The sequence below is a fragment of the Streptomyces fructofermentans genome (assembly GCF_014651055.1).
GTDB classification, from domain to species: domain Bacteria; phylum Actinomycetota; class Actinomycetes; order Streptomycetales; family Streptomycetaceae; genus Streptomyces; species Streptomyces fructofermentans.
The window spans coordinates 194491-218504 of sequence record NZ_BMWD01000004.1 but is presented as its reverse complement, the minus strand read 5'-3'; the positions used below and the strand labels follow the sequence as shown (position 1 = coordinate 218504).

Genomic DNA, 24014 nt, shown 5'->3' with positions numbered 1-24014 from the left:
GGTTCGTATACGGAACCTCCGTCCGGTTAGGCTCATGACATGCATGCCTGGCCCGCTTCTGAGGTCCCCGCCCTGCCCGGTGAGGGACGCGACCTCCGGATCCACGACACCGCGACCGGTGGTCCCGTGACCCTCGACCCCGGTCCCGTCGCCCGTATCTACGTCTGCGGCATCACGCCGTACGACGCGACCCATCTGGGTCACGCGGCGACCTACAACGCGTTCGACCTCGTGCAGCGCGTGTGGCTCGACACCAAGCGGCAGGTGCACTACGTCCAGAACGTGACGGACGTCGACGACCCGCTGCTGGAGCGAGCCGTACGCGACGGCGTCGACTGGGTCGCCCTCGCCGAGAAGGAGACCGCCCTCTTCCGCGAGGACATGACCGCCCTGCGGATGCTGCCCCCGAAGCACTACATCGGAGCCGTCGAGGCCATACCCGGGATCGTCCCGCTGGTCGAGCGGCTGCGGGACGCGGGAGCCGCGTACGAACTCGAGGGCGACGTCTACTTCTCCGTCGAGGCGGACCCCCACTTCGGCGGGGTGTCCCACCTGGACGCCGCCGCGATGCGGGTGCTGTCCGCCGAGCGCGGCGGCGACCCGGACCGTCCGGGCAAGAAGAACCCGCTCGACCCGATGCTGTGGATGGCCGCCCGCGAGGGCGAGCCGAGCTGGGACGGCGGTTCGCTCGGACCGGGCCGGCCCGGCTGGCACATCGAGTGCGTCGCGATCGCGCTCGACCACCTCGGCATGGGCTTCGACGTCCAGGGCGGCGGGTCCGACCTCGCCTTCCCGCACCACGAGATGGGCGCCTCCCACGCCCAGGCGCTGACCGGCGAGTTCCCGATGGCCAAGGCGTACGTGCACACCGGCATGGTGGCGCTCGACGGCGAGAAGATGTCCAAGTCCAAGGGCAACCTGGTCTTCGTGTCCGCGCTGCGCCGAGACGGGGTCGACCCGGCCGCGATCCGGCTCGCCCTGCTCGCCCACCACTACCGGGCCGACTGGGAGTGGACCGACCAGGTGCTCCAGGACGCGCTCGCCCGGCTCGACCGCTGGCGGGCCGCCGTGTCGCGGCCCGACGGACCGCCCGCCGACGCGCTCGTCGACGAGATCCGCGAGGCCCTCTCGAACGACCTCGACGCCCCGGCGGCGCTCGCGGCCGTAGACCGCTGGGCCCTCCTCCAGGAGGAGCGGGGCGGCACGGACGAAGGCGCCCCCGGCGTCGTGTCGCGCTCCGTGGACGCCCTGCTGGGCGTGGCTCTCTGAGGCCGTAGAGCGGCATAGAGCGGCATAGAACGGTACAGAGCCGCACGGAGCGATACGGAACGACGCGGAACGCCGGTCGGGCGCGAGCCCGGCCGGCGTTCCGCGTCGTTCCCGGTGGCCGTCCGACGACCGACCGACCGTCTGCGCGCCCGCTCGTGCGCCCGCCCGGTCCCGGCCGTCGTGCGCCCGGGACCCGCAGTGCCCCGACCGCACCACTCGTGCGGGCCGCGACGCCGTTGGGCACCGTACGTCCCGCGCCCGGTTCCGCGCCCCGCGCCCGGGGCTCCGCATCCGATCCCGCGCCCCGCGCCCGGTCCCGTCGTCGGCAGAGGGGCGGGCCCGTGGGCGGCCCGCCCCTCCGTGGCGCAAAGGCCGGAGGGGCGGCGCGCCGGCAGCGCACCGCCCCTCCACGGATGTCAGCCCTCGGGCGTGTCCTCGTCGTCCCTCTCGGACTCCGGTCCCGAACCGGACCCCGATCCGGGTCCGCTCTCCTGCTCCGGCCTGGGCGGCTTCGGGGGCCTGGTCCGGCCGCCGGGGCTGTCCCGCAGATACGGCACGCTGTCGCTGCCGTCCGCGGTGGCGTGCCCGCCGGGCGCGGGGCCGGTCGGACCGCCGCCGTCCCGTCTGCGCAGATAGCGCTCGAATTCGCGGGCGATCGCCTCGCCCGACGCCTCGGGCAGCTCGGCGGTGTCCCGCGCCTCCTCCAGCGTCTGCACGTACTCGGCGACCTCGCTGTCCTCGGCCGCCAGCTGGTCCACGCCCAGTTGCCAGGCGCGCGCGTCCTCGGGCAGCTCGCCCAGCGGGATGCGCAGGTCGATGAGGTCCTCCAGGCGGTTCAGGAGGGCCAGCGTCGCCTTCGGGTTGGGCGGCTGCGACACGTAGTGCGGCACGGCCGCCCAGAGCGAGACCGCCGGCACGCCCGCGTGCGTGCACGCCTCCTGGAGGATGCCGACGATGCCCGTCGGACCCTCGTACTTGGTCTCCTCCAGGTCCATCGTGCGCGCCAGGTCCGCGTCGGACGTCACGCCGCTGACCGGGACCGGACGGGTGTGCGGGGTGTCGCCGAGCAGTGCGCCCAGGATCACCACCAGCTCGACGCCCAGCTCATGGGCGAAGCCCAGCAGCTCGTTGCAGAACGAGCGCCAGCGCATCGACGGCTCTATGCCCCTGACCAGCACCAGGTCGCGCGGCTTCTCGCCGCCCACCCTGATCACCGACAGCCTCGTCGTCGGCCAGGTGATCTTGCGGACACCGCCGTCCAGCCAGACGGTGGGCCGGTTCACCTGGAAGTCGTAGTAGTCCTCGGCGTCGAGCGCCGCGAACACCTCGCCCTTCCATTCCCTGTCCAGATGCGCGACCGCGGCGGAGGCGGCGTCGCCGGCGTCGTTCCAGCCCTCGAACGCGGCCACCATGACCGGGTCGACCAGCTCGGGAACCCCTTCGAGCTCGATCACCCAGTACCTCCTTCCGACGTGCCCTCGCGTACGCCCCAACCTTACGGCGTGCACGGGGGGCGCCCGCAGCCCCCTCGAATGGGGGAGTGACCGGATGACTGCCCCGTTCACCACCTCGGAACACCCCGCAGTCATCCGAGCTGTTCCCGTGGTCCCGACCCAACTTCGACCGGGTTCCGAGGCGTTGGTCCGGGCCGCCGGCCGGGGCGGTGACATACGTCGGACGACCGCGGCGACCGTGCGGCCGGGGCCGTGGCGGGCCGCGCCCCGTGCGCGGGCGGGGCGGCGCCGTGCGCGGGCGGGTGCCGTTCAGAGCGTGGTGCGCAGCCACTGCTCCACGCTGGCGATGTGGACGGTGGCCCACGACCGGGCGGCCTCGGCGTCCCGGTCGCGCAGGGCGGCGAGGATGGCCCGGTGCTCGTACAGCGTGCGGCTCACCGCGTCCTCCTGCGTCAGACCGCGCCAGACGCGGGCCCGGGTGGTGGGTCCCGAGAGTCCGTCGAGCAGTGAGCAGAGCACGGAGTTGCCCGCGCTCTGCACGATGCTGCGGTGGAACTCCAGGTCGCAGGCGACGAGTTCCTCCACGGTGGGGGCGTCGCCGAGTGCCTCCAACTGGCTTGTGAGAGTGTCCAGTTGCCGCTCGCTGATGCAGAGCGCGGCCATCCCGGTCGCGGCCGGCTCCAGGATGCGGCGCACCGCGAGGAACTCCAGGACCGTGTCGTCGCGGTGGAAGTCCACGACGAAGCTCAGCGCCTCCAGCAGGAGTTGCGGGTCCAGGCTCGTGACGTAGGTCCCGTCGCCCTGCCGGACGTCCAGGATGCGGATCAGGGACAGCGCGCGGACCGCCTCGCGCAGTGAGTTGCGGGACAGGCCCAGATCGGCGGCGAGTTCACTCTCCTTCGGGAGCCGGTCGCCGGGACGCAGTGCGCCGGAGACGATCATTTCCTTGATCTTTTCGATCGCCTCATCGGTGACCGCCATGGCGGGCCTCCCAGTCACTCAGACATCCGATGTCTCATTATGCGGCCTGGTCCGTCCCGTCCACCCCGCTCCGCACGGATCACTGCAGGCCGGACGGTGTCCAAGTGGGGCCGGGGCCGACGGGCAGGGCCCGGGCGAGCGCTCCGCGGGTCCCGGGAGGGGCACCGACACGGGTACCGGCGCCGCACCGGGGCCGGTACCCGTCCCGGTGCCCGGGCGCGCGGAAGGGGCGGCTCCGTGGCGGAGCCGCCCCTTGCGGTGCGTGGTGCCGGACCCCTAGCGGGCGTCCCGGTTGTCGAGCAGGTCCTGCACCCTGCCGCGCACCTCGTCCGTCGCGAGGCCGCGGATCGTCAGCGTCGTACGGCGGCGCAGTACGTCGTCGGCGGTCTCGGCCCACTCGTTGTCGCGGGCGTACACGACCTGGGCCCAGATCTCGGGGGCGTCCGGGTGGACGCGCTCGGCCAGGGCCGGGCTCTCGTTGGCCAGGCGGGCGATGTCGAAGGCCAGCGAACCGTAGTGCGTCGCCAGGTGCCTCGCGGTGTCGGCCGCCATGCGGGGACCGGGTGCCGGGCCGTCCACCAGCAGCCGGTGCGCGACCGCGCGGGGATTGGCGACCCCCGGCAGCGGCAGCTTCTTCGGCAGTTCGGAGATCGGCTCGAAGTCCTCGCCGAGCGGGTGGCCCGGCAGCGACTCCAGCTTCTTCATGATGGTCCGGCCGATGTGGCGGAAGGTCGTCCACTTGCCGCCCGCGACGGACAGCATGCCGCCCCGGCCCTCGGTGACCACCGTCTCCCGCTTGGCCTTCGAGGTGTCCCCGGGACCGCCGGGCAGCACGCGCAGACCCGCGAAGGAGTAGGTGATCAGATCGCGCGACAGCTGCTGGTCGCGGATCGAGAACGCCGCCTCGTCGAGGATCTGGGATATGTCCCGCTCGTTGACCGAGACGTCCGCCGGATCGCCCTCGTACTCCTCGTCGGTCGTGCCGAGCAGCAGCATGTCCTCCCAGGGGAGGGCGAACGTGATGCGGTACTTGTCGATGGGGGTCGCCAGCGCGGCCTTCCAGGGGGAGGTGCGCTTCAGGACCAGATGCGCGCCCTTCGACAGACGGATCGACGGTGCCGCATTGGGGTCCTCCATCCGGCGCAGGTGATCCACCCACGGCCCGGTCGCGTTGAGCACGAGGCGCGCCGACACGCCGAACTCGTCACCGGACAGCCGGTCCCTGAGCTCGGCACCCGACACCCGGCCGCGCGTGAAGCGCAGACCCGTCACCTCGGCGTGGTTCAGTACCGCGGCGCCCGACTCGACGGCCGCGCGGACCGTCATCAGGGCCATCCGGGAGTCGTTCATCTGGTCGTCGCCGTACACGGCCACGGCCTTCAGGTTGTCGGTGCGCAGCTCAGGGACGTCCTGCGCGGCCTTCGACGGCGACAGCAGATGGCCGACGCCGTCACCGAAGGCCGACAGGGCCGAGTACGCGAACACGCCCGCGCCCAGCTTCGCCGCGCCGTGCGGCCCGCCCTTGTACACGGGGAGGTAGAACGTGAGCGGGTTCGCCAGGTGGGGGGCCACCTGGCGGCTGACCGCACGGCGCTCGAAGTGGTTCTCCGCCACCAGCTTCACCGCGCCGGTCTGCAGGTAGCGCAGACCGCCGTGGAGCAGCTTGGAGGAGGCGGAGGAGGTCGCGCCGGCGAAGTCGCCGGCGTCGACCACGGCCACCCGCAGGCCCGACTGCGCGGCATGCCAGGCGGTGGAGATGCCCAGGATTCCGCCACCGATCACCAGGAGGTCGAATGTCGCCTTGGACAGCTGCTCCCGGGTTTCGGCGCGGCTCGGGTTGGAGCCGTAGGCCGGGCGCGTCCCAAGAGCCGGGACACTCTGCAGGGTGGTCATTGCGAATTACTCCTCGTCAGCGTCGTCTTCGAGCCAGCCCATGGTCCGCTCGACGGCCTTGAGCCAGCTCTTGTACTCACGGTCGCGGGTCTCCGCGGCCATGTTCGGGGTCCACTCGGCGGCCCTGCGCCAGTTGGCGCGCAGGTCCTCGGTGTTGGTCCAGAAGCCGACGGCGAGGCCGGCGGCGTATGCGGCGCCGAGGCAGGTGGTCTCGGCGACCATCGGGCGCACCACGGGGGCGTCCAGGACGTCGGCCAGGGTCTGCATCAGCAGGTTGTTGGAGGTCATGCCGCCGTCGACCTTGAGGGCCGTCAGCTCGACGCCGGAGTCCTTCGTCATGGCGTCGCTGATCTCGCGGGTCTGCCAGGCGGTGGCCTCCAGGACGGCGCGCGCGATGTGCGCTTTGGTGACGTACCGGGTGAGTCCGGCGATGACACCGCGGGCGTCCGGGCGCCAGTAGGGGGCGAACAGGCCGGAGAAGGCCGGCACGAAGTACGCGCCGCCGTTGTCCTCGACCGAGGACGCGAGCGTCTCGATCTCGGCCGCCGACTTGATCAGGCCCATCTGGTCGCGCATCCACTGCACCAGCGAACCGGTGACCGCGATCGAGCCCTCCAGGGCGTAGACCGGGGCCTGGTCGCCGATGCGGTAGCCGACCGTGGTCAGCAGCCCGCTGTACGAGTTGATGATCTTGTCGCCGGTGTTCATCAGCATGAACGTTCCGGTGCCGTACGTGGACTTGGCCTCGCCCGCGGAGAAACAGGTCTGGCCGAACAGGGCGGCCTGCTGGTCGCCGAGCGCGGAGGCGACCGGGATGCCGCCGAGCAGGTCGCCGAGCGGCCCGCCGGTGACCTCGCCGTACACCTCGGCGGAGGAGCGGATCTCGGGGAGCATCGCCAGCGGGACGCCGATCGACTCGGCGATCTTCTCGTCCCACGCCAGGGTGTGCAGGTTCATCAGCATGGTGCGGGAGGCGTTCGTCACGTCCGTGACGTGCTTGCCGCCGTTCACGCCACCGGTCAGGTTCCAGATGACCCAGGTGTCCATGGTGCCGAAGAGGATGTCGCCCGCCTCGGCGCGCTCGCGCAGGCCCTCGACGTTGTCCAGCAGCCAGCGGGCCTTGGGGCCGGCGAAGTACGAGGCGAGCGGCAGGCCCGTCTCGCGGCGGAAGCGGTCCTGGCCGACGTTGCGGCCGAGTTCCCGGCAGAGGGCGTCGGTGCGGGTGTCCTGCCACACGAGCGCGTTGTGGACGGGCTCGCCCGTGTTCTTGTCCCACAGCAGCGTGGTCTCACGCTGGTTGGTGATGCCGATGGCCTTGATGTCGTCGCGGGTGATGCCGGCCTTCGAGATGGCTCCGGCGACGACCTCCTCGACATTGGTCCAGATCTCGGCGGCGTCGTGCTCCACCCAGCCCGGCTTCGGGAAGATCTGCTCGTGCTCCTTCTGGTCGACGGAGACGATGCGCCCGTCGCGGTCGAAGACGATGCAGCGGCTGGAGGTGGTGCCCTGGTCGATGGCGGCGATGAACGGGCCGGTGCCGTGGGAATGCGTGGCGGCGGTGTGCGCGTCGGTCACGGTGTGCTCCTGAAAGTCCGTGGATAAAGGGACTGGCTTACGACGTATTGCTCTCGGCCCGGAGCCGACGTTTCCGTACCGGGTGGCGTACGGCTCCGGGCTGACGTACGGCTCTAAGCAAAGGCGACGTTGTACAGGCCTGCGGCGAGCGCTCCGCCTATCAGCGGACCGGCGACCGGGATCCAGGCGTAGGTCCAGTCGGAGCCGCCCTTGTTGGGCAGCGGCAGCAGGGCGTGCACGATGCGCGGACCGAGGTCGCGGGCCGGGTTGATCGCGTAGCCCGTCGGGCCACCGAGCGAGAGGCCGATCGAGACCACGACGAGGGCGGTGATCAGGGCGCCCAGCGTGCCGAGCCCCTTGCCGCTGTCGTTCAGTCCCTGCGTGAGGACCGCGAGGACCAGCACCACGGTGCCGATGATCTCCGTGGCGAGGTTCTGCCAGACGACCCGGACCTCCGGGCCGGTGGAGAAGACGCCGAGCACCGGGCCGGCCTTGGCCTCCCGGGCCTCCACGGACTTGACGTCGCCGACGATCTCGTCGTCCGTCAGGTGCGCGCGGAACTGTCCGTAGTACGCGACCCACACGAGCGCCGCGCCGATCATGGCGCCGAGCAGCTGCCCCGACCAGTAGGTCAGGACGTTGTTCCAGGCGTCGTCCTTGATCGCGATGGCGAGGGTCACGGCCGGGTTCAGGTGGGCGCCGGAGAGGGGCGCCGACGTGTAGACGGCCGTGAGTACGGCGAAGCCCCACCCGAAGGTGATGGCGAGCCACCCGGCGCCGCGCGCCTTGGAGGCCTTCAGGGTGACGGCGGCACAGACGCCGCCACCGAGCAGGATGAGTATGGCGGTACCGATGGTCTCGCCGATGAAGATGTCGGAGCTGGACACCCGCGACTCCTTTGTCCTTCGTCCAGGGGAAGGCGAACCCCGGGTCCCACCGGTGGTTCGCGACCTCAGGTGAGGTCGTTGCCGGCCCTTGGCATTGACACACTCTAACGCTTATTGCCGGTAGGTGTTCGACAATGCCGACCGATGGACGCGAGTCTCGCTCCGTCGTTACCACCCCGTCAAGGCTTCCGTTATCGAAAACGCGATCGTTATTGATCGGTGTGGGCTATCGGTCCCGCCACGGCCGCGCACAGCGTGCGGACGGGCACGTCGGGTGGCCGGCACGGCATGCGGAAGGGCCGGCACGTCGATGACGTGCCGGCCCTCGTTCGGAACCCTCAGAAGCGCCCGGCGCCCAGGTCCCGCGACACCGCGCGGGCGCAGTCGCGGACCGCGGCGATCAGGTCGGGCCGCAGCTCACCGTCCTTGCAGACGCGCTCCACGGCACCGGTGACGCCCACCGCGCCGACCGGCATCCGCCGCTGGTTGTGGATGGGCGCCGCCACCGAGGCCACACCCGTCCAGGTCTCCTCCACGTCGGCCGCGTACCCCCGCGCCCGCGTGAGGTCGAGCACGACCTCGAACGCGTCCGGCTCGCTTATCGTCAGCGCGGTGAACGCCTTGCGCTCGGCCTCCAGGACCTCGCTGTGCGCCACCGGGTCGTAGGCGGACAGGACCTTGCCCAGCGCCGTCGAGTGCAGCGGCTGCATGGCCCCGACCTCCAGGACCTGCCGGCTGTCGTCGGGGCGGAAGACGTGGTGCACGATCAGCACGCCCCGCTGGTGCAGCACCCCCAGGTAGACGCTCTCGCCGCTGGACCGGGCCAGGTCGTCCGTCCACACCAGGGCGCGCGCCCGCAGCTCGTGCACGTCGAGGTACGTGGTGCCCAGGCGCAGCAGTTCCGCGCCGAGCTGGTAGCGCCCCGAAGCGGTGTCCTGCTCGACGAAGCCCTCTTGCTGGAGGGTCCGCAGTATGCCGTGGGCGGTCCCCTTGGCCAGGCCGAGCGACGAGGCGATGTCCGACAGGCCGAGCCGCCGCTCGCCGCCCGCGAGCAGCCGCAGCATCGCGGCCGCCCGTTCGAGCGACTGGATGTTCCGTGCCATCGCCGTCCTGCCCTCCGTCCCCTTGGACCGTCGGCCCGCGCCCCGGCGCCGCCGTTCGGCAATGTCGAACACTACCGGTCCGTGTGGACCTCCCGCTAATGGGTGGTCACCGTGCACCGCGGTCGGGTTCCCGGCCGGCGAGGGGTACGGATCGCCCGTCCGTCCCGTGGACGTCCCTGACCCTTCGTCCCGCCGCGGGCTACCCTGACGGCGTGCGCCTTCCACGGGAAGCGCAAAGCCGACAGCCGTCGCACTCCAGGGAGTATCTTCCATGGCCTCGTTGCCGAACCCGTCCCCTTCCGTAGGTTCCGTAGGTTCCGTAGGTTCCGTAGGTTCCACCGGTTCCGCCGGTACCTCCGCCTCAACCGGTTCCGCAGAACCCGCAGGTTCCTCCGGCTACAGCAGGACCCGGACCGACGCGCTGCGCGAGGCGCTCGCCACCCGCGTGGTGGTGGCCGACGGTGCGATGGGCACGATGCTCCAGGCACAGGATCCGACGCTCGAGGACTTCGAGAACCTCGAGGGCTGCAACGAGATCCTGAACATCACCCGCCCGGACATCGTCCGTTCGGTCCACGAGGAGTACTTCGCCGTGGGCGTCGACTGCGTGGAGACCAACACCTTCGGCGCCAACCACGCGGCCCTCGGCGAGTACGACATCGCCGAGCGCGTCTTCGAACTCTCCGAGGCCGGCGCCCGCATCGCCCGCGAGGTCGCCGACGAGTTCACCGCCTCCACCGGCCGCCAGCGCTGGGTGCTCGGCTCCATGGGCCCCGGCACCAAGCTGCCCACCCTCGGGCACGCCCCCTACACCACGCTGCGCGACGCCTACCGGCTGAACGCCGAGGGCATGATCGCCGGCGGCGCCGACGCGCTGCTCGTGGAGACCACCCAGGACCTCCTGCAGACCAAGGCGTCGGTGCTCGGGGCCCGCCAGGCGCTCGACAGCCTCGGCGTCGACCTGCCGCTCATCGTGTCCGTGACCGTCGAGACCACGGGCACCATGCTCCTCGGCTCGGAGATCGGCGCGGCACTCACCGCGCTGGAGCCGCTCGGCATCGACATGATCGGCCTCAACTGCGCCACCGGCCCCGCCGAGATGAGCGAGCACCTGCGCTACCTGGCCCGCCACTCGCGCATCCCGCTGTCCTGCATGCCGAACGCGGGCCTCCCGGTCCTCGGCAAGAACGGCGCGCACTACCCGCTCACACCCCCCGAACTGGCCGACGCCCAGGAGACCTTCGTCCGCGAGTACGGGCTCTCGCTGATCGGCGGCTGCTGCGGCACCACCCCCGAGCACCTGCGCCAGGTCGTCGAGCGCGTACGGGACCTGACCCCGGCGTCGCGCGACCCGCGCCCCGAGCCCGGCGCCGCCTCGCTCTACCAGACCGTGCCCTTCCGCCAGGACACCGCCTACATGGCGATCGGCGAGCGGACGAACGCCAACGGCTCGAAGAAGTTCCGCGAGGCCATGCTCGACGGCCGCTGGGACGACTGCGTGGAGATGGCCCGCGACCAGATCCGCGAGGGCGCGCACATGCTGGACCTCTGCGTCGACTACGTGGGCCGGGACGGCGTCGCCGACATGGAGGAGCTGGCCGGCCGCTTCGCCACCGCCTCCACCCTGCCCATCGTGCTGGACTCCACCGAGGTCGAGGTGCTCCGCGCGGGACTGGAGAAGCTCGGCGGCCGCGCGGTGATCAACTCCGTCAACTACGAGGACGGCGACGGCCCCGAGTCGCGGTTCGCGAAGGTCACCCGGCTCGCCCAGGAGCACGGCGCCGCGCTCATCGCGCTCACCATCGACGAGGAGGGCCAGGCCCGGACCGTCGAGACGAAGGTCGCCATCGCCGAGCGCCTGATCGAGGACCTCACGACCAACTGGGGCATCCACGAGTCGGACATCCTCATCGACTGCCTGACCTTCACCATCTGCACCGGCCAGGAGGAGTCCCGCGGCGACGGCGTCGCGACCATCGAGGCGATCCGCGAACTCAAGCGCCGCCACCCGGACGTGCAGACCACCCTCGGCCTGTCGAACATCTCCTTCGGCCTCAACCCGGCCGCCCGCGTCCTGCTCAACTCCGTCTTCCTCGAGGAGTGCGTCAAGGCCGGCCTCGACTCCGCGATCGTCCACGCGTCCAAGATCCTGCCGATCGCCCGCTTCGACGACGAGCAGGTCACCACCGCGCTCGACCTCATCCACGACCGGCGCGCCGAGGGCTACGACCCGCTCCAGAAGCTGATGGCCCTCTTCGAGGGCGCCACCACCAAGTCGCTGAAGGCCGGAAGGGCCGAGGAACTGGCCGCGCTGCCGCTCAACGAACGCCTCAAGCGCCGCATCATCGACGGCGAGAAGAACGGGCTGGAGGCCGACCTCGACGAGGCACTCACCGAGCGCCCCGCCCTGGACATCGTCAACGAGACGCTCCTGGACGGCATGAAGGTCGTCGGCGAACTGTTCGGCTCCGGTCAGATGCAGCTCCCGTTCGTGCTGCAGTCCGCCGAGGTCATGAAGACCGCGGTGGCCCACCTGGAACCGCACATGGAGAAGTCGGACGACGAGGGCAAGGGCACCATCGTGCTCGCCACCGTCCGGGGCGACGTCCACGACATCGGCAAGAACCTCGTCGACATCATCCTGTCCAACAACGGCTACACCGTGGTCAACCTCGGCATCAAGCAGCCCGTCTCCGCGATCCTGGAGGCCGCCGAGGAGCACCGCGCCGACGTCATCGGCATGTCCGGCCTGCTGGTCAAGTCCACGGTGATCATGAAGGAGAACCTGGAGGAGCTGAACCAGCGCAAGCTGGCCGCCGACTACCCGGTGATCCTCGGCGGCGCGGCACTCACCCGCGCGTACGTCGAACAGGACCTGCACGAGATCTACGAGGGCGAAGTCCGCTACGCCCGCGACGCGTTCGAGGGCCTGCGCCTGATGGACGCCCTGATCGCGGTCAAGCGGGGCGTGCCCGGCGCGAGCCTGCCGGAGCTGAAGCAGCGCCGGGTCAGGGCCACCGCCCAGACCGTCGTGGAGGAGCGCCCGGAGGAGGGCGCGGTCCGCTCCGACGTGTCCGTCGACAACCCGGTGCCCGCCCCGCCGTTCTGGGGCACCCGCGTGATCAAGGGCATCCAGCTCAAGGAGTACGCCTCCTGGCTCGACGAGGGCGCGCTGTTCAAGGGCCAGTGGGGACTCAAGCAGGTGCGTACGGGCGACGGCCCGACGTACGAGGAACTGGTGGAGACCGACGGTCGGCCGAGGCTGCGCGGCCTGCTGGACCAGTTGCAGACGGGGAACCTGCTGGAGGCGGCGGTCGTCTACGGCTACTTCCCGTGCGTCTCCAAGCAGGACGACCTGATCATCCTCGACGAGCGGGGCAACGAGCGGACCCGCTTCACGTTCCCGCGTCAGCGCCGCGGCCGGCGGCTGTGCCTGGCCGACTACTTCCGGCCCGAGGAGTCCGGTGAGACCGACGTGGTCGGCCTCCAGGTGGTCACCATGGGCTCCCGCATCGGGGAGGAGACGGCGAAGCTCTTCGAGGCGAACGCCTACCGCGACTACCTGGAGCTGCACGGCCTGTCTGTGCAGCTCGCCGAGGCGCTCGCCGAGTACTGGCACGCGCGCGTGCGCTCCGAACTCGGCTTCTCCGGGGAGGACCCCGACGGCATCGAGGACATGTTCGCGCTGAAGTACCGGGGCGCCCGCTTCTCGCTGGGCTACGGGGCGTGCCCGGACCTGGAGGACCGCGCCAAGATCGCCCGGCTCCTGGAGCCCGAGCGGATCGGTGTCCACCTCTCCGAGGAGTTCCAGCTCCACCCGGAGCAGTCCACGGACGCCATCGTCATCCACCACCCCGAGGCGAAGTACTTCAACGCCCGCTGAGGCCGCCCGCCGCCTCCCCCGCGCCCCCGGGTGCGGGGGAGGCGCGTGCCCGCCCCGCGACCGCCCGGTGAGCCTGCCCGCCCTTGCGGGCATCCCGGTCCGGCACCGACCCCGGGATGACCTGCGCGGCCCCTGCGGGCACGCCGGGCGCCCGGAACCCCTCGCAGTCACCGCAGGACCCCGCAGGCGGCCGGACACGCCCCGGGGGTCGCGCCCCTCCTGGGCCGGCGGTCCAGGCCCCCGCGCACCGGCCCGGACGGGCGCCCCAGCCCTTGCGGGCCTCGTGGTGCCCAGCCCCTCCGGGCCTCGCGGGACCGCCTCGCGGGGGCGGCCCGCCGCACATCGGCCCCGGGCCGTCCACGGGTCCGCCCGGGGACGCTCCCCGGCCCGGCCACGGTCCCGCGAGGGCGTCAGGCAGCACTGCCCCCGTGCCTTCCGCCCCGCCGGCCCCGGCCGCCCCGACGTCTCCGGAGCGCACTTCCCGCCACGGCGTCGTACACTGGTCGGTCCACAGCAGGCCGGTTCCCTGGCGGGAACCGGCCTTCTCGTCCCTCACGGAGGTGTGCCCGGATGACCAGTACGGTCCCCTCAGTCGGTACCCGCACGGCCGAAGGCTCCGCCCTGCAGGCCGTGCTTCTCGACATGGACGGCACTCTCGTGGACACCGAGGGCTTCTGGTGGGACGCCGAGGTCGAGGTGTTCGGCAGGCTCGGCCACCTCCTCGACGACTCCTGGCGCGACGTGGTCGTGGGCGGTCCGATGACCCGCAGCGCGGGCTTCCTCATCGAGGCGACCGGCGCGTCCATCACCCTGGCCGAGCTCACGGTGCTGCTCAACGACGGCTTCGAGGACCGGATCGCCCGAACCCTGCCGCTGATGCCCGGCGCCGCGAGACTCCTCGCCGAGTTGGCGGCGCACGGGGTGCCCACGGCCCTCGTCTCCGCCTCGCACCGGCGGATCATCGACCGCGTGCTGACCTCGCTCGGCCCGCAGAACTTCGCCCTGACCGTCGCGGGCGACGAGGTCGAGCGCACCAAGCCGTACCCCGACCCCTACCTCCTGGCGGCGGCGGGCCTCGGCGCCGACCCGGCAAGGTGCGCGGTCATCGAGGACACCGCGACGGGCGTGGCGGCCGCCGAGGCCGCGGGGTGCCACGTGGTCGCCGTACCCTCCGTGGCCCCGATCGCCCCGGCCTTCCGTCGCACCGTGGTGCCCTCGCTCGAACAGGTCGACCTGTCTTTTCTCCGTGGCCTGATGACGGAAAATCGCTAATCGTTCACCCAGGGTGCACGGCGGAATACGAAAAGAACTACGTGGCTCCGACACCGGTGTAATTCGATCGCCCCCGCCGGCGGGCGGATGGCCGAATTGCCGTGCACCCCAACCTCGTTGAGAGTGTGAGCTTCGCCACTCCACAGGGGGTCGACAGGGTGGGCACCCTGTGTATCGGACCCCCTTCCGGGGGTGTCCGACGTGCCCTTGTGTCCTGATTGGTGGAAAGCTGCACTAATCCTTCCGCTGTCGGTTTTTCGGTGCGTCCGCAGCCGGTTTCGCAGCGTGATGGGAAGTCGACTCCGGCCGCTGCGAACGGTCCTGCGGAGGCGGACTAATGTCAGCGCGAGAACATCGCCGTAACCCCCGTGACCCGTCCGCAACACCCCGGCTTGCCGGGATCGCGGGATCGACAGCTCTGGAGAACTTCGAGGATGAACCGTAAGACTTTGGTGCTGCCGGCCGTGATCGGTCTGCTTGCTCCGGTTCTCGTCGCTTGCGGCGGTTCCGAGGGCGAGGGCAAGAGCGGCGACGCCATTATCGTCGGTACCACCGACGGGTTCACCGCCTCCAAGGAGGCTCCGGCGCCCCTGGATCCCGCGTACGCGTACGACGTCGGCACCTGGAACATCCTGCGCCAGACCGTGCAGACCCTGATGGTCATGCCCAACGGCGGCGGCGACCCGGCGCCCGAGGCGGCCGAGGAGTGCGGCTTCTCCGACTCCGGCAACGAGCGGTACGCGTGCACGCTGCGCGAGGACCTCAAGTTCGCGAACGGCGACCGCATCACGGCGGAGGACGTCAAGTACTCCATCGAGCGCGCGCTGAAGATCGAGTCCGACAGCGGCGTCTTCGCCCTGCTGTCCACGATCGACACCGTCGAGACCAAGGGCGACCGAGAGGTGATCTTCCACCTCAACACCGCCGACGCGACGTTCCCCTTCAAGCTGTCCACCCCGGTCGCGGCCATCATCGACCCGGACGACTACCCGAAGGACAAGCTCCGCGACGGCTTCGACGTGACCGGCTCCGGCCCGTACACGCTGAAGACCGAGGTCAAGGACGACAAGGTTGTCAAGGCCGTCTTCACCAAGAACCCCAATTACAAGGGCACTTCCGAGGTGAAGAACGACAAGGTCGAACTGCGCTCCTTCGACAGCGCCGAGGACATGGGCGCCGCTCTCGAAGAGGGCGACATCGACATGATGACCCGCACGATGTCCCCCAGCCAGATCAAGAAGCTGCAGGACGACAGCGGCACCGACATCGACCTGATCGAGCAGCCCGGCCTCGAGATCCGCTACCTCGCCTTCAACACCAACGACCCGTCGGTGAAGACCAAGGCGGTCCGCCAGGCGATGGCCCAGGTCATCAACCGCAGCGAGCTCACCGCCAAGGTGTACGGCTCCGGCGCCGACCCGCTGTACTCCCTGGTCCCCGCCACGGTCACCGGCCACGCCAACTCGTTCTTCAACAAGTACGGCGACCCGGACGTCTCCAAGGCCGAGGACCTGCTGACCGAGGCGGCCGTCACCACGCCGGTCAAGCTGACGCTGCAGTACACGAACGACCACTACGGCCCGGCCACCAAGGAGGAGTTCGAGATGCTCAAGGAGCAGCTCAACGACTCCGGCCTGTTCAAGGTCGACATCAAGGGCGAGAAGTGGGCGACCTTCCGCCCCAACGAGCAGAAGGGCGACTACGAGGTCTACGGCATGGGTTGGTTCCCCGACTTCCCCGACGCCGACAACTACCTCGCGCCGTTCCTCGACAAGGACAACACGCTCGGCTCGCCTTACGCGAACAGCAAGATCCGCAGCAACCTCATCCCGCAGTCCCGCCGCGAGGCCGACCGCCTCACCGCCTCGAAGAGCATCGAGGAGATCCAGAGCATCGTCGCCGAGGACGTCCCGATCCTTCCGCTGTGGCAGGGCAAGCAGTACATCGCCGCCCGTGACCACATCACCGGCGCCGAGTACGCGCTCAACTCCTCCGCGACGCTCCAGCTGTGGGAGCTCGGCCGGGGCGTCAGCGGCTGACAGCCGCTGACCGATCCACGCACTCAAGATCTACGACTGGGCACTACCTCGTGAACATGTGTACCAAGTGGCCGGCCCTGCCCGTTGTGGCGGGGCTGGCCGTCGGCCTGCTGTCCGGCTGCGGCACCGAGAACGGTGTTCCCGGCACCGACGACTCCTCCGTCGTCATCGGGATGACCGACGACGTCCTGGCGACCGACCCGGCCTCGGGTTACGACCCGGGCTCGTGGCTTCTGTTCAACAACGTCTTCCAGTCCCTGCTCAGCTTCCCCAAGGGCGGGACCGAGCCGGAGCCGGAGGCCGCCGAGGAGTGCTCCTTCACGGACACCGAGGCCAGGGTGTACGAGTGCACCCTGCGCAAGGACCTGAAGTTCAGCAACGGTGACCCGCTCACCTCGAAGGACGTCAAGTTCTCCTTCGACCGCATGATGAAGATCGACGACGACGCCGGTCCCGCCATCATGTTCCCCATGCTGGACAAGGTGCAGACGCCGAGCGCGCGCAAGGTCGTCTTCAGGCTCAAGGTCTCCGACGCCACCTTCCCCAGCAAGATCGCCTCCGGCGCCGGTTCCATCGTGAGCGAGCGGGAGTACTCCGACGAGGGGCTGCGCAAGGACGGCGGCGCCGTCGGCTCCGGCCCGTACAAGCTGGACTCCTTCGACAAGGACAAGGCCGTCTTCTCGGTCAACGAGAACTACAAGGGCACCGCCGAGACCCAGAACTCCGGTGTGACCCTCCGGTTCTTCCACGGGGACCAGGACGGCCTGCGCAAGGCGATCCTCGGCAACCAGGTCGACGCCGCCTACCGAGGTCTCGCCGCCGAGGACATCGCGGAGATCGAGGCGGACGCCACCGGCGGCGAGGACATCGACGTCGTCGAGGGCACCAGCGCCGAGGTCCACCACCTCGTCTTCAACATGAACGACCCGGTGACCGGCAGGAGCGGTGTCCGCAAGGCAATCGCCCACCTGCTCGACCGCGACGCCCTCATCGACGAGGTGTACGAGAACACGGCGACCCCGCTGTACTCGATCATCCCGGCGGGCATCACGGGCCACAACACCGCCTTCTTCGACACCTACGGCGGCCGTCCCTCGCGCGCCAAGGCGGCGGCCGCGCTGCGCGCCGACGGCATCACCGACAAGGTGAAGCTCACCCTGTGGTCGACGCCGACCCGTTACGGTCCGTCCACCGACCGGGAGTTCAAGGCGATCGCCGAGCAGCTCAACGCGAGCGGCCTGTTCGACGCCACCGTGAAGTCCGTCCCGTACGACAAGTACGAGAAGGACATCGAGGCGGGCGAGTACGGCGTGTACGTGAAGGGCTGGGTGCCGGACTACCCGGACCCCGACAACTTCACGGCCCCGTTCTTCGGCAAGGGCAACGTGCTGGGCAACAACTACACCAACAGCACGATCACCGGGCGGATCATCCCCCGGACCGCGGCGGTCAGCGACCGCGGCACGACCGACGACCAGTTCGGCGAGCTCCAGGACATCGTCGCCGACCAGGTCCCGATCATCCCGGTCTGGCAGGCCAAGCAGTACGCCGTCGTCCGCGGCAACGTGTACGGCCTGGAGAACTGCCTCGACGCGTCGACCGTGTTCCGCTTCTGGGAGATCAGCAAGGACTGAGCACCCGCAGCCACGAGAGACGGCCGCCCCCCTCGCGAGAGGGGAGGCGGCCGTTTCCGTTTCTCCGTCGTGGGCCCGGACAGCTGCCCCGCCCGGTCGTCCGCCGCCCGGGGCCGTACGTGCCCCTGGCCGGACCGGACTCCGGCGGGCGCCGGGACGGTCACCGGGCGCAGGGACGGTCGGTCACTGGGCGCCGGGACGCACCAGACCGCTCTCGTACGCGTACACCGCGGCCTGCACCCGGTCGCGCAGACCGAGCTTCGTGAGCACATGTCCCACATGCGTCTTGACCGTCGTCTCGCTGACGAACAGGTCCGCCGCGATCTCCGCGTTCGACAGGCCCCGGGCCACCAGCTTCAGCACCTCGACCTCGCGGTCGGTGAGCGTGTGCAGGGTGTCGGGCACCGGCTCGTCGCCCGACGGCAGATGCGTCGCGTACTTGTCGAGCAGCCGTCGTGTGATGCTCGGCGCGAGCATCGCCTCGCCGGCGGCCACCACACGGATGGCCTGCACCAGTTCATTGGCCGGAGCGTCCTTCAGAAGGAAGCCGCTGGCACCGGCGCGCAGCGCCTCGACCACGTACTCGTCGAGGTCGAACGTCGTGAGCACCAGCACCTTCGCCGGACCGTCCCGGCCGGGGCCGGTGATCTGACGGGTCGCCTCGACCCCGTCCATCCGCGGCATCCGGATGTCCATCAGAACCACATCGGGCTGCAGGGCCCGCACCTGGTCGAGCGCCTGGAGACCGTCACCGGCCTCACCGACGACCGCGATGTCCTGCTCCGCCTCCAGAATCATGCGGAAGCCGGTGCGCAGCAGCGGCTGGTCGTCGACCAGTAGGACACGGATGGCCACGTAAGTCTCCTTCGCTAGTCCGGCCCCATTCTGCCCTGCGCGGCGGCACCCGACTCGGGCGGCCTCACCTGGAGCGGATACGGCGGGGGAGTACCGCCGAATTCAGGACACACGGCCTGGTGGTCGCACCAGCCGCAGAGCTTCGTGCGCCGCGGTCGCCAGTCACCGGACTCCGTGGCCAGCCGGATCGCCTCCCACAGCGCCAGCAGCTTGCGCTCCACCCGCTCCAGGTCGTCCCGCACCGGGTCGTAGGTCAGCACGTCACCACTGCCCAGGTAGACGAGCTGGAGGCGGCGCGGGATCACCTGCTTCAGCCGCCACACGACAAGGGCGTAGAACTTCATCTGGAACAGCGCGCCCTCCGCGTACTCGGGACGCGGGGCCTTGCCCGTCTTGTAGTCGACGATCCGCACCTCGCCCGTCGGCGCCACGTCCACGCGGTCGATGATGCCGCGCAGCGTCAGGCCCGAGTCGAGCCGGGCCTCCACGAACAGCTCGCGCTCGGCCGGTTCGAGCCGGGTCGGGTCCTCCAGGGTGAACCAGCGCTCCACCAGCCGCTCGGCCTCGCCGAGCCAGCGGGCCAGCCGCTCGCCCGCGGCCTTCTCGTCCTCGTCCGCGAACAGCTCCGACAGCTCGGGCCTCGCCTCGCGCAGCCGGTCCCACTGACCGGGGATCAGCGACGCGGCGCGCGGCGCGGTCCGCTCGGTCGCCGGGGCGTCGAAGAGCCGCTCCAGCACCGCGTGCACGAGCGTCCCGCGGGTGGCCGCCTCGCTGGGCTTCTCGGGCAGCTTGTCGATCACGCGGAACCGGTACAGCAGGGGGCACTGCATGAAGTCCCCGGCGCGCGAGGGCGACAACGAGTTCGGAGGGGCCGGGCGCGTGGCGCGGCCCTCCGGCACGGCCGCGGCCACGACCTCGCCGGTGCTCCCGCCCACCACGGCGGAGGCCCCGGCCGCGGGGGCGCCCGCCTCCGCTCCGGAACCCGTCCGCGCGACGCCGTCGGTACTCGTCTCCATGACGACAGACCTTACGGGCCGCCACTGACAACGCGACACACGGTGATCCGCCTGCCGCGGCCGCGGCAGGAGACGGAGGGGGTGCCGGGGCCGAACACGCCGCGACGGACGCATACCATCGACGACAGAACCTCTCGCCGTGCATGATCGCGAGCGGGAAACGCGTCGAACGAGGGGACATCGTGGACGAGAGCGGCGGTAGCGGGCAGCCGCGATCCGGCACGGAGGAGACGGACGGGCACCGCGCGGCTCCGCCGCGACCCGGCCTCGTCGAGAATCCGGACGCCGCCGCCCGGCCCCGGCCCGGCGAGGGACCTCAGCCCGGCGAAGGACCTCCCGCCGACCCGGACCGGCCCGACCGGCCCGGGGCGACGGCACCCGGCGGTCCCGCCCCGAGCGCGCCCCCGGCCCACGGCACCCCGGAGGCGGGGTCCGGCACCCACCCGCCGTCCGTGCCCACCACGCCGTCCGTGCCCACCACGCCGCCCGCGCCGACCGCGCCGCCGGCGCCGACCGCGCCGGACATCGACCCGGGCGGGAATCCGCCGGCCCCCGGCCACGACCCCGCCGCACCCCCGCAGCACCACGCCCACCGGTCCGAGGCGCACACCCCGCCCACCGGACCCGGCAACCGCCGCGGGAAGGGCCGCTCCCCGAAGCGCGCCAAGGAACCCGGCGGCGGCCTGCTCATGGGCCGCCCCTTCGGCGTGCCCGTCTACGTGGCACCCAGCTGGTTCCTCGTCGCCGCGCTCATCACCTGGGTGTTCGGCGGACAGCTCGACCGCGTCCTGCCCGAACTCGGCATGGCCCGCTACCTCGTCTCGCTCTTCTTCGCGGTGGCCTTCTACGCCTCCGTGCTCGTCCACGAGCTCGCCCACACCGTCGCCGCGCTGCGCTTCAAACTGCCCGTACGCCGCATCCAGCTCCAGTTCTTCGGCGGCGTCTCCGAGATCGAGAAGGAGTCCGAGACCCCGGGGCGCGAGTTCGTCCTCGCCTTCGTCGGCCCCCTCCTCTCGCTGATCCTCGCGGGCCTCTTCTACCTCGCGCTGCTCGCCGTCGAACCCGGCACCGTCCCCGGCGTCCTGCTGGCCGGACTGATGATCTCCAACCTGATCGTCGCCGCCTTCAACCTCCTGCCCGGCCTGCCCCTCGACGGCGGCCGCATGCTCCGGGCCGTCGTCTGGAAGATCACCGGCAAGCCCATGAGCGGCACGATCGCCGCCGCCTGGGTCGGCCGGGCGCTCGCCATCTCGGTCCTGGTCGGACTTCCCCTGCTCACCCACTCCGGGGCACTCGGCGCCGACGCCGACGACTTCGGCGGCATGGACACCGTCCTGGACGCCCTGCTCGCCGCGATCCTCGCCGCCATCATCTGGACGGGCGCCGGGAACAGCCTGCGCATGGCCCGCCTGCGCGAGCACCTGCCCGAGCTCCAGGCCCGCGCCCTGACCCGCCGCGCGGTCCCCGTGGAGACCCACACCCCGCTCTCCGAGGCGCTCCGCCGCGCCAACGACGCCGGCGCCCGCGCCCTGGTCGTCGTCGACGGCGAGGGCGAACCCCTCTCCCTGGTCCGCGAGGCCGCCATCGTCGGCGTACCCGAGCACCGCCGCCCCTGGGTGGCCGTCAGCGGACTCGCCCAGGACCTGACCGACGGCATGCGCGTCTCCGCCGACCTCGCCGGCGAGGACCTCCTCGACACCCTGAGGGCGACCCCCGCGACCGAGTACCTCGTCGTCGAGGACTCCGGGGAGATCTACGGAGTCCTCTCCGCCGCGGACGTGGAACGGGCCTTCGTGAAGGCGATGGCGAGGCCCTCCTAGTGGTCGGAGGCCCCCGGCGGGACCGGTAGGCTGGTCACATGTCCGAACCGACCGGTGCCGCCCGCCGACGCGGGCCCTTCAAGGTCGGGGACCAGGTACAGCTGACCGACCCCAAGGGCCGCCACTACACGTTCACGCTCGAAGCGGGGAAGAACTTCCACACCCACAAGGGTTCCTTCCCGCACGACGAGCTGATCGGCGCTCCCGAGGGCAGCGTTGTCCGCACCACGGGGAACGTCGCCTATCTGGCGCTGCGCCCCCTGCTCCCCGACTACGTCCTGTCCATGCCCCGCGGTGCCGCCGTGGTCTACCCCAAGGACGCGGGGCAGATCCTGTCCTTCGCCGACATCTTCCCCGGCGCCCGCGTCGTGGAGGCCGGCGTGGGCTCCGGCTCGCTCAGCAGCTTCCTGCTGCGCGCCGTCGGCGACCAGGGCATGCTGCACTCGTACGAGCGCCGCGAGGACTTCGCCGAGATCGCCCAGCAGAACGTGGAGCGCTACTTCGGCGGCCCGCACCCCGCCTGGCAGCTCACGGTCGGCGACCTCCAGGACAACCTGTCGGACGCCGACGTCGACCGTGTCATCCTCGACATGCTCGCCCCCTGGGAGTGCCTGGAGGCCGTCTCCAAGGCGCTCGTGCCCGGCGGCATCCTGTGCTGCTACGTGGCGACCACGACCCAGCTCGCGCGGACCGTCGAGTCGATCCGCGAGATCGGCTGCTTCAACGAGCCGACCTCCTGGGAATCGATGATCCGCAACTGGCACGTCGAGGGCCTGGCCGTCCGCCCGGACCACCGGATGATCGGCCACACCGGCTTCCTGCTCACCGCCCGCCGCCTCGCGGACGGCGTCGAGCCGCCCATGCGCCGCCGCCGTCCCTCCAAGGGCGCGTACGGCGACGACTACACGGGCCCCAACGCCGACGGGGGCGCCGCCGGCCGCTGAGCCGGCCCCGGTGCCGCGTACGCGACAACGCCGTGGCCGGGCTCCCCGGGTCTTCCGGGGAGCCCGGCCACGGCGCTTTCTCCCGGCCTCCCGCCAGTACCCCGGACCCCACCGTTCCCTCGCGGTGTGACGTGTGGCACCATGCTGGCCACCCCACCGGCACAGCCCTCACGGGAGACACTTCCTAGTGCAGCAATCCGCCGTCCCGGAACTGGCACACACGCACACCCGCCCGATCCACTGGGTGGCCACCGCCACCGCCGTGGCCGGGGTCGTCGCGGCCTCCGCCTTCCTCCAGCCCGACCGGGCCACCGCGGCCCAGCACGGGCCCGAGGCCAGGTCCGCGCCGGCCGCCGTCGCACCCCCCGATCCGTCGGGCGCCGACTTCCCCCTCGAATGCGGGACGATCGGGTCCGTCGTGGCGGACCGGGCCTCCGGCGACCTCGACGGCGACGGCCGCCCCGAGACGGTCGCCGAGGTCCACTGCGACGCGGGCTCCGGCACGCCCCCGAGCGGCGTCTACGTCCTGACGGGCGGCGCGAACGGCGCGAAGCCCCGCGTGGTCGCCACCCTGGTCGATCCCCGGGACCGGATGACCGTCACCGACCTCGCCGTACGCGACGCCGTGGTGACCGCGACCCTGCTCGGGTACTCCACCCCGGACGTGCCAGGCTGCTGCCCCGACATCGACGAGCGGGCGAAGTGGCAGTGGAAGAACGGCGCCTTCCTCCGCTCGACCCCGTCCGGCGCCCCCGGCGCCTGACGGGGAGCGGCGCGGCGCCGGGAGCGGTGCCGCGCTACTGCGCGTCGGGCCCGTAGACCTCGACGCGGTCCGACACCCGGCGTACGTGGATGCAGTCGCCCGGGCACTCCTTCGCGGAGTCCGTCACGTCCCGCAGCAGCGGCAGCGGCACGGGCGTGGTCGCGCCCGGGGCCTGCAGCAGCTCGTCGTCGGCGCTCTTCACGTAGGCCAGGCCGTCGATGTCGAGTTCGAAGACCTCGGGGGCGTACTGGGCGCAGATCCCGTCACCGGTGCACAGGTCCTGGTCGATCCAGACCTCCAGCGCCTCGCCGTCCACTCCGGCCTCCTGCTGCACAGTCATGTCTCCTGCCGTCTTCATGCGCCGGGTGTCCGGGTCCGCGAGCAAGTCGGGTCGGTCCCGGCGGGTGTTGAACACATCGACCCTACCTCCGTCCGCTTCCCCGCCGTATCGGGCAGGGAGACCCCCGCGATCACGGCGGACGCAGGTCGGAGACCGTCCCCGCGATCTTCACCGAAGGTAACGCCTCACACCCATGTCGTCACACCGGGTAGTCACGGGAGGGGTGTGGACTCTCCTCTCCGGGACCCGGCGCGAGCAGTCCCGCGGAGCCCCGGCGCACGCGCTC

The 24014-nt window shown here is 71.2% G+C and carries 17 protein-coding genes; 8 read left to right on the top strand and 9 right to left on the bottom strand.

Annotated elements, in window-relative coordinates; translation table 11 throughout:
• Positions 1-39: 39 nt before the first annotated feature.
• Positions 40-1269 carry a cysteine--1-D-myo-inosityl 2-amino-2-deoxy-alpha-D-glucopyranoside ligase gene (gene mshC / locus IE265_RS07825; protein WP_190034638.1) on the top strand — a complete coding sequence of 410 codons (1230 nt, stop codon included), beginning with the start codon at positions 40-42 and terminating at the stop codon, positions 1267-1269.
• Between the two features lie 416 nt (positions 1270-1685).
• On the opposite strand, the gene IE265_RS07820 is transcribed toward mshC, so the two are convergent.
• From IE265_RS07820 to IE265_RS07795, 6 genes are all read right to left on the bottom strand, one after another.
• Positions 1686-2723: a PAC2 family protein gene (locus tag IE265_RS07820; RefSeq protein WP_190034637.1), complete on the bottom strand. Its 1038-nt coding sequence runs from the start codon at positions 2721-2723 to the stop codon at positions 1686-1688.
• A gap of 309 nt (positions 2724-3032) precedes the next feature.
• Entirely contained in the window at positions 3033-3704 is a 672-nt protein-coding gene (locus IE265_RS07815) for a FadR/GntR family transcriptional regulator (protein ID WP_190034636.1), read from the bottom strand.
• Between the two features lie 276 nt (positions 3705-3980).
• A complete protein-coding gene (locus tag IE265_RS07810) occupies positions 3981-5597 on the bottom strand; it encodes a glycerol-3-phosphate dehydrogenase/oxidase (RefSeq protein WP_190034635.1) in 1617 nt (538 codons plus the stop codon).
• Positions 5598-5603: 6 nt separating this feature from the next.
• The gene (gene glpK, locus IE265_RS07805; RefSeq protein WP_190034634.1) at positions 5604-7172 is read right to left on the bottom strand and encodes a glycerol kinase GlpK; all 1569 of its coding nucleotides are present in this window, start codon (positions 7170-7172) and stop codon (positions 5604-5606) included.
• A 113-nt stretch (positions 7173-7285) separates the two neighbouring features.
• Positions 7286-8059 carry an MIP/aquaporin family protein gene (locus tag IE265_RS07800; RefSeq protein WP_190034633.1) on the bottom strand — a complete coding sequence of 258 codons (774 nt, stop codon included), beginning with the start codon at positions 8057-8059 and terminating at the stop codon, positions 7286-7288.
• A 338-nt stretch (positions 8060-8397) separates the two neighbouring features.
• Positions 8398-9162, bottom strand: a complete 765-nt coding sequence (locus IE265_RS07795; RefSeq protein WP_190034632.1) for an IclR family transcriptional regulator — start codon at positions 9160-9162, stop codon at positions 8398-8400.
• Positions 9163-9433: 271 nt separating this feature from the next.
• On the opposite strand from IE265_RS07795, the gene metH reads away from it, so the two are divergent.
• The 4 genes from metH to IE265_RS07775 all read left to right on the top strand — a co-directional run bounded on the left by metH (position 9434) and on the right by IE265_RS07775 (position 17990).
• Complete coding sequence (gene metH / locus IE265_RS07790) at positions 9434-13045, top strand: methionine synthase (protein ID WP_229916082.1); 3612 nt, start codon at positions 9434-9436, stop codon at positions 13043-13045.
• A 570-nt stretch (positions 13046-13615) separates the two neighbouring features.
• Entirely contained in the window at positions 13616-14317 is a 702-nt protein-coding gene (locus IE265_RS07785; RefSeq protein WP_190034631.1) for an HAD family hydrolase, read from the top strand.
• Between the two features lie 434 nt (positions 14318-14751).
• On the top strand, positions 14752-16356 hold the full coding sequence (locus tag IE265_RS07780; protein ID WP_190034630.1) for an ABC transporter substrate-binding protein: 1605 nt from the start codon (positions 14752-14754) through the stop codon (positions 16354-16356).
• A gap of 56 nt (positions 16357-16412) precedes the next feature.
• The gene (locus tag IE265_RS07775) at positions 16413-17990 is read left to right on the top strand and encodes an ABC transporter substrate-binding protein (protein WP_373302909.1); all 1578 of its coding nucleotides are present in this window, start codon (positions 16413-16415) and stop codon (positions 17988-17990) included.
• Positions 17991-18173: 183 nt separating this feature from the next.
• On the opposite strand, the gene IE265_RS07770 is transcribed toward IE265_RS07775, so the two are convergent.
• Complete coding sequence (locus IE265_RS07770; RefSeq protein ID WP_020141342.1) at positions 18174-18845, bottom strand: response regulator; 672 nt, start codon at positions 18843-18845, stop codon at positions 18174-18176.
• 14 nt (positions 18846-18859) lie between these two features.
• Complete coding sequence (locus tag IE265_RS07765; protein WP_190034628.1) at positions 18860-19861, bottom strand: RecB family exonuclease; 1002 nt, start codon at positions 19859-19861, stop codon at positions 18860-18862.
• Positions 19862-20004: 143 nt separating this feature from the next.
• Between IE265_RS07765 and IE265_RS07760 the strand changes: the two genes are divergently transcribed.
• The 3 genes from IE265_RS07760 to IE265_RS07750 all read left to right on the top strand — a co-directional run bounded on the left by IE265_RS07760 (position 20005) and on the right by IE265_RS07750 (position 23388).
• Positions 20005-21681: a site-2 protease family protein gene (locus IE265_RS07760; RefSeq protein WP_444545241.1), complete on the top strand. Its 1677-nt coding sequence runs from the start codon at positions 20005-20007 to the stop codon at positions 21679-21681.
• 38 nt (positions 21682-21719) lie between these two features.
• Entirely contained in the window at positions 21720-22625 is a 906-nt protein-coding gene (locus IE265_RS07755) for a tRNA (adenine-N1)-methyltransferase (RefSeq protein ID WP_190034627.1), read from the top strand.
• 187 nt (positions 22626-22812) lie between these two features.
• Positions 22813-23388, top strand: a complete 576-nt coding sequence (locus IE265_RS07750) for a hypothetical protein (protein ID WP_190034626.1) — start codon at positions 22813-22815, stop codon at positions 23386-23388.
• A gap of 34 nt (positions 23389-23422) precedes the next feature.
• Here the strand turns inward: IE265_RS07750 and IE265_RS07745 are convergent, their stop codons facing one another.
• Positions 23423-23728, bottom strand: a complete 306-nt coding sequence (locus tag IE265_RS07745; RefSeq protein WP_190034625.1) for a ferredoxin — start codon at positions 23726-23728, stop codon at positions 23423-23425.
• Positions 23729-24014: the final 286 nt, after the last annotated feature.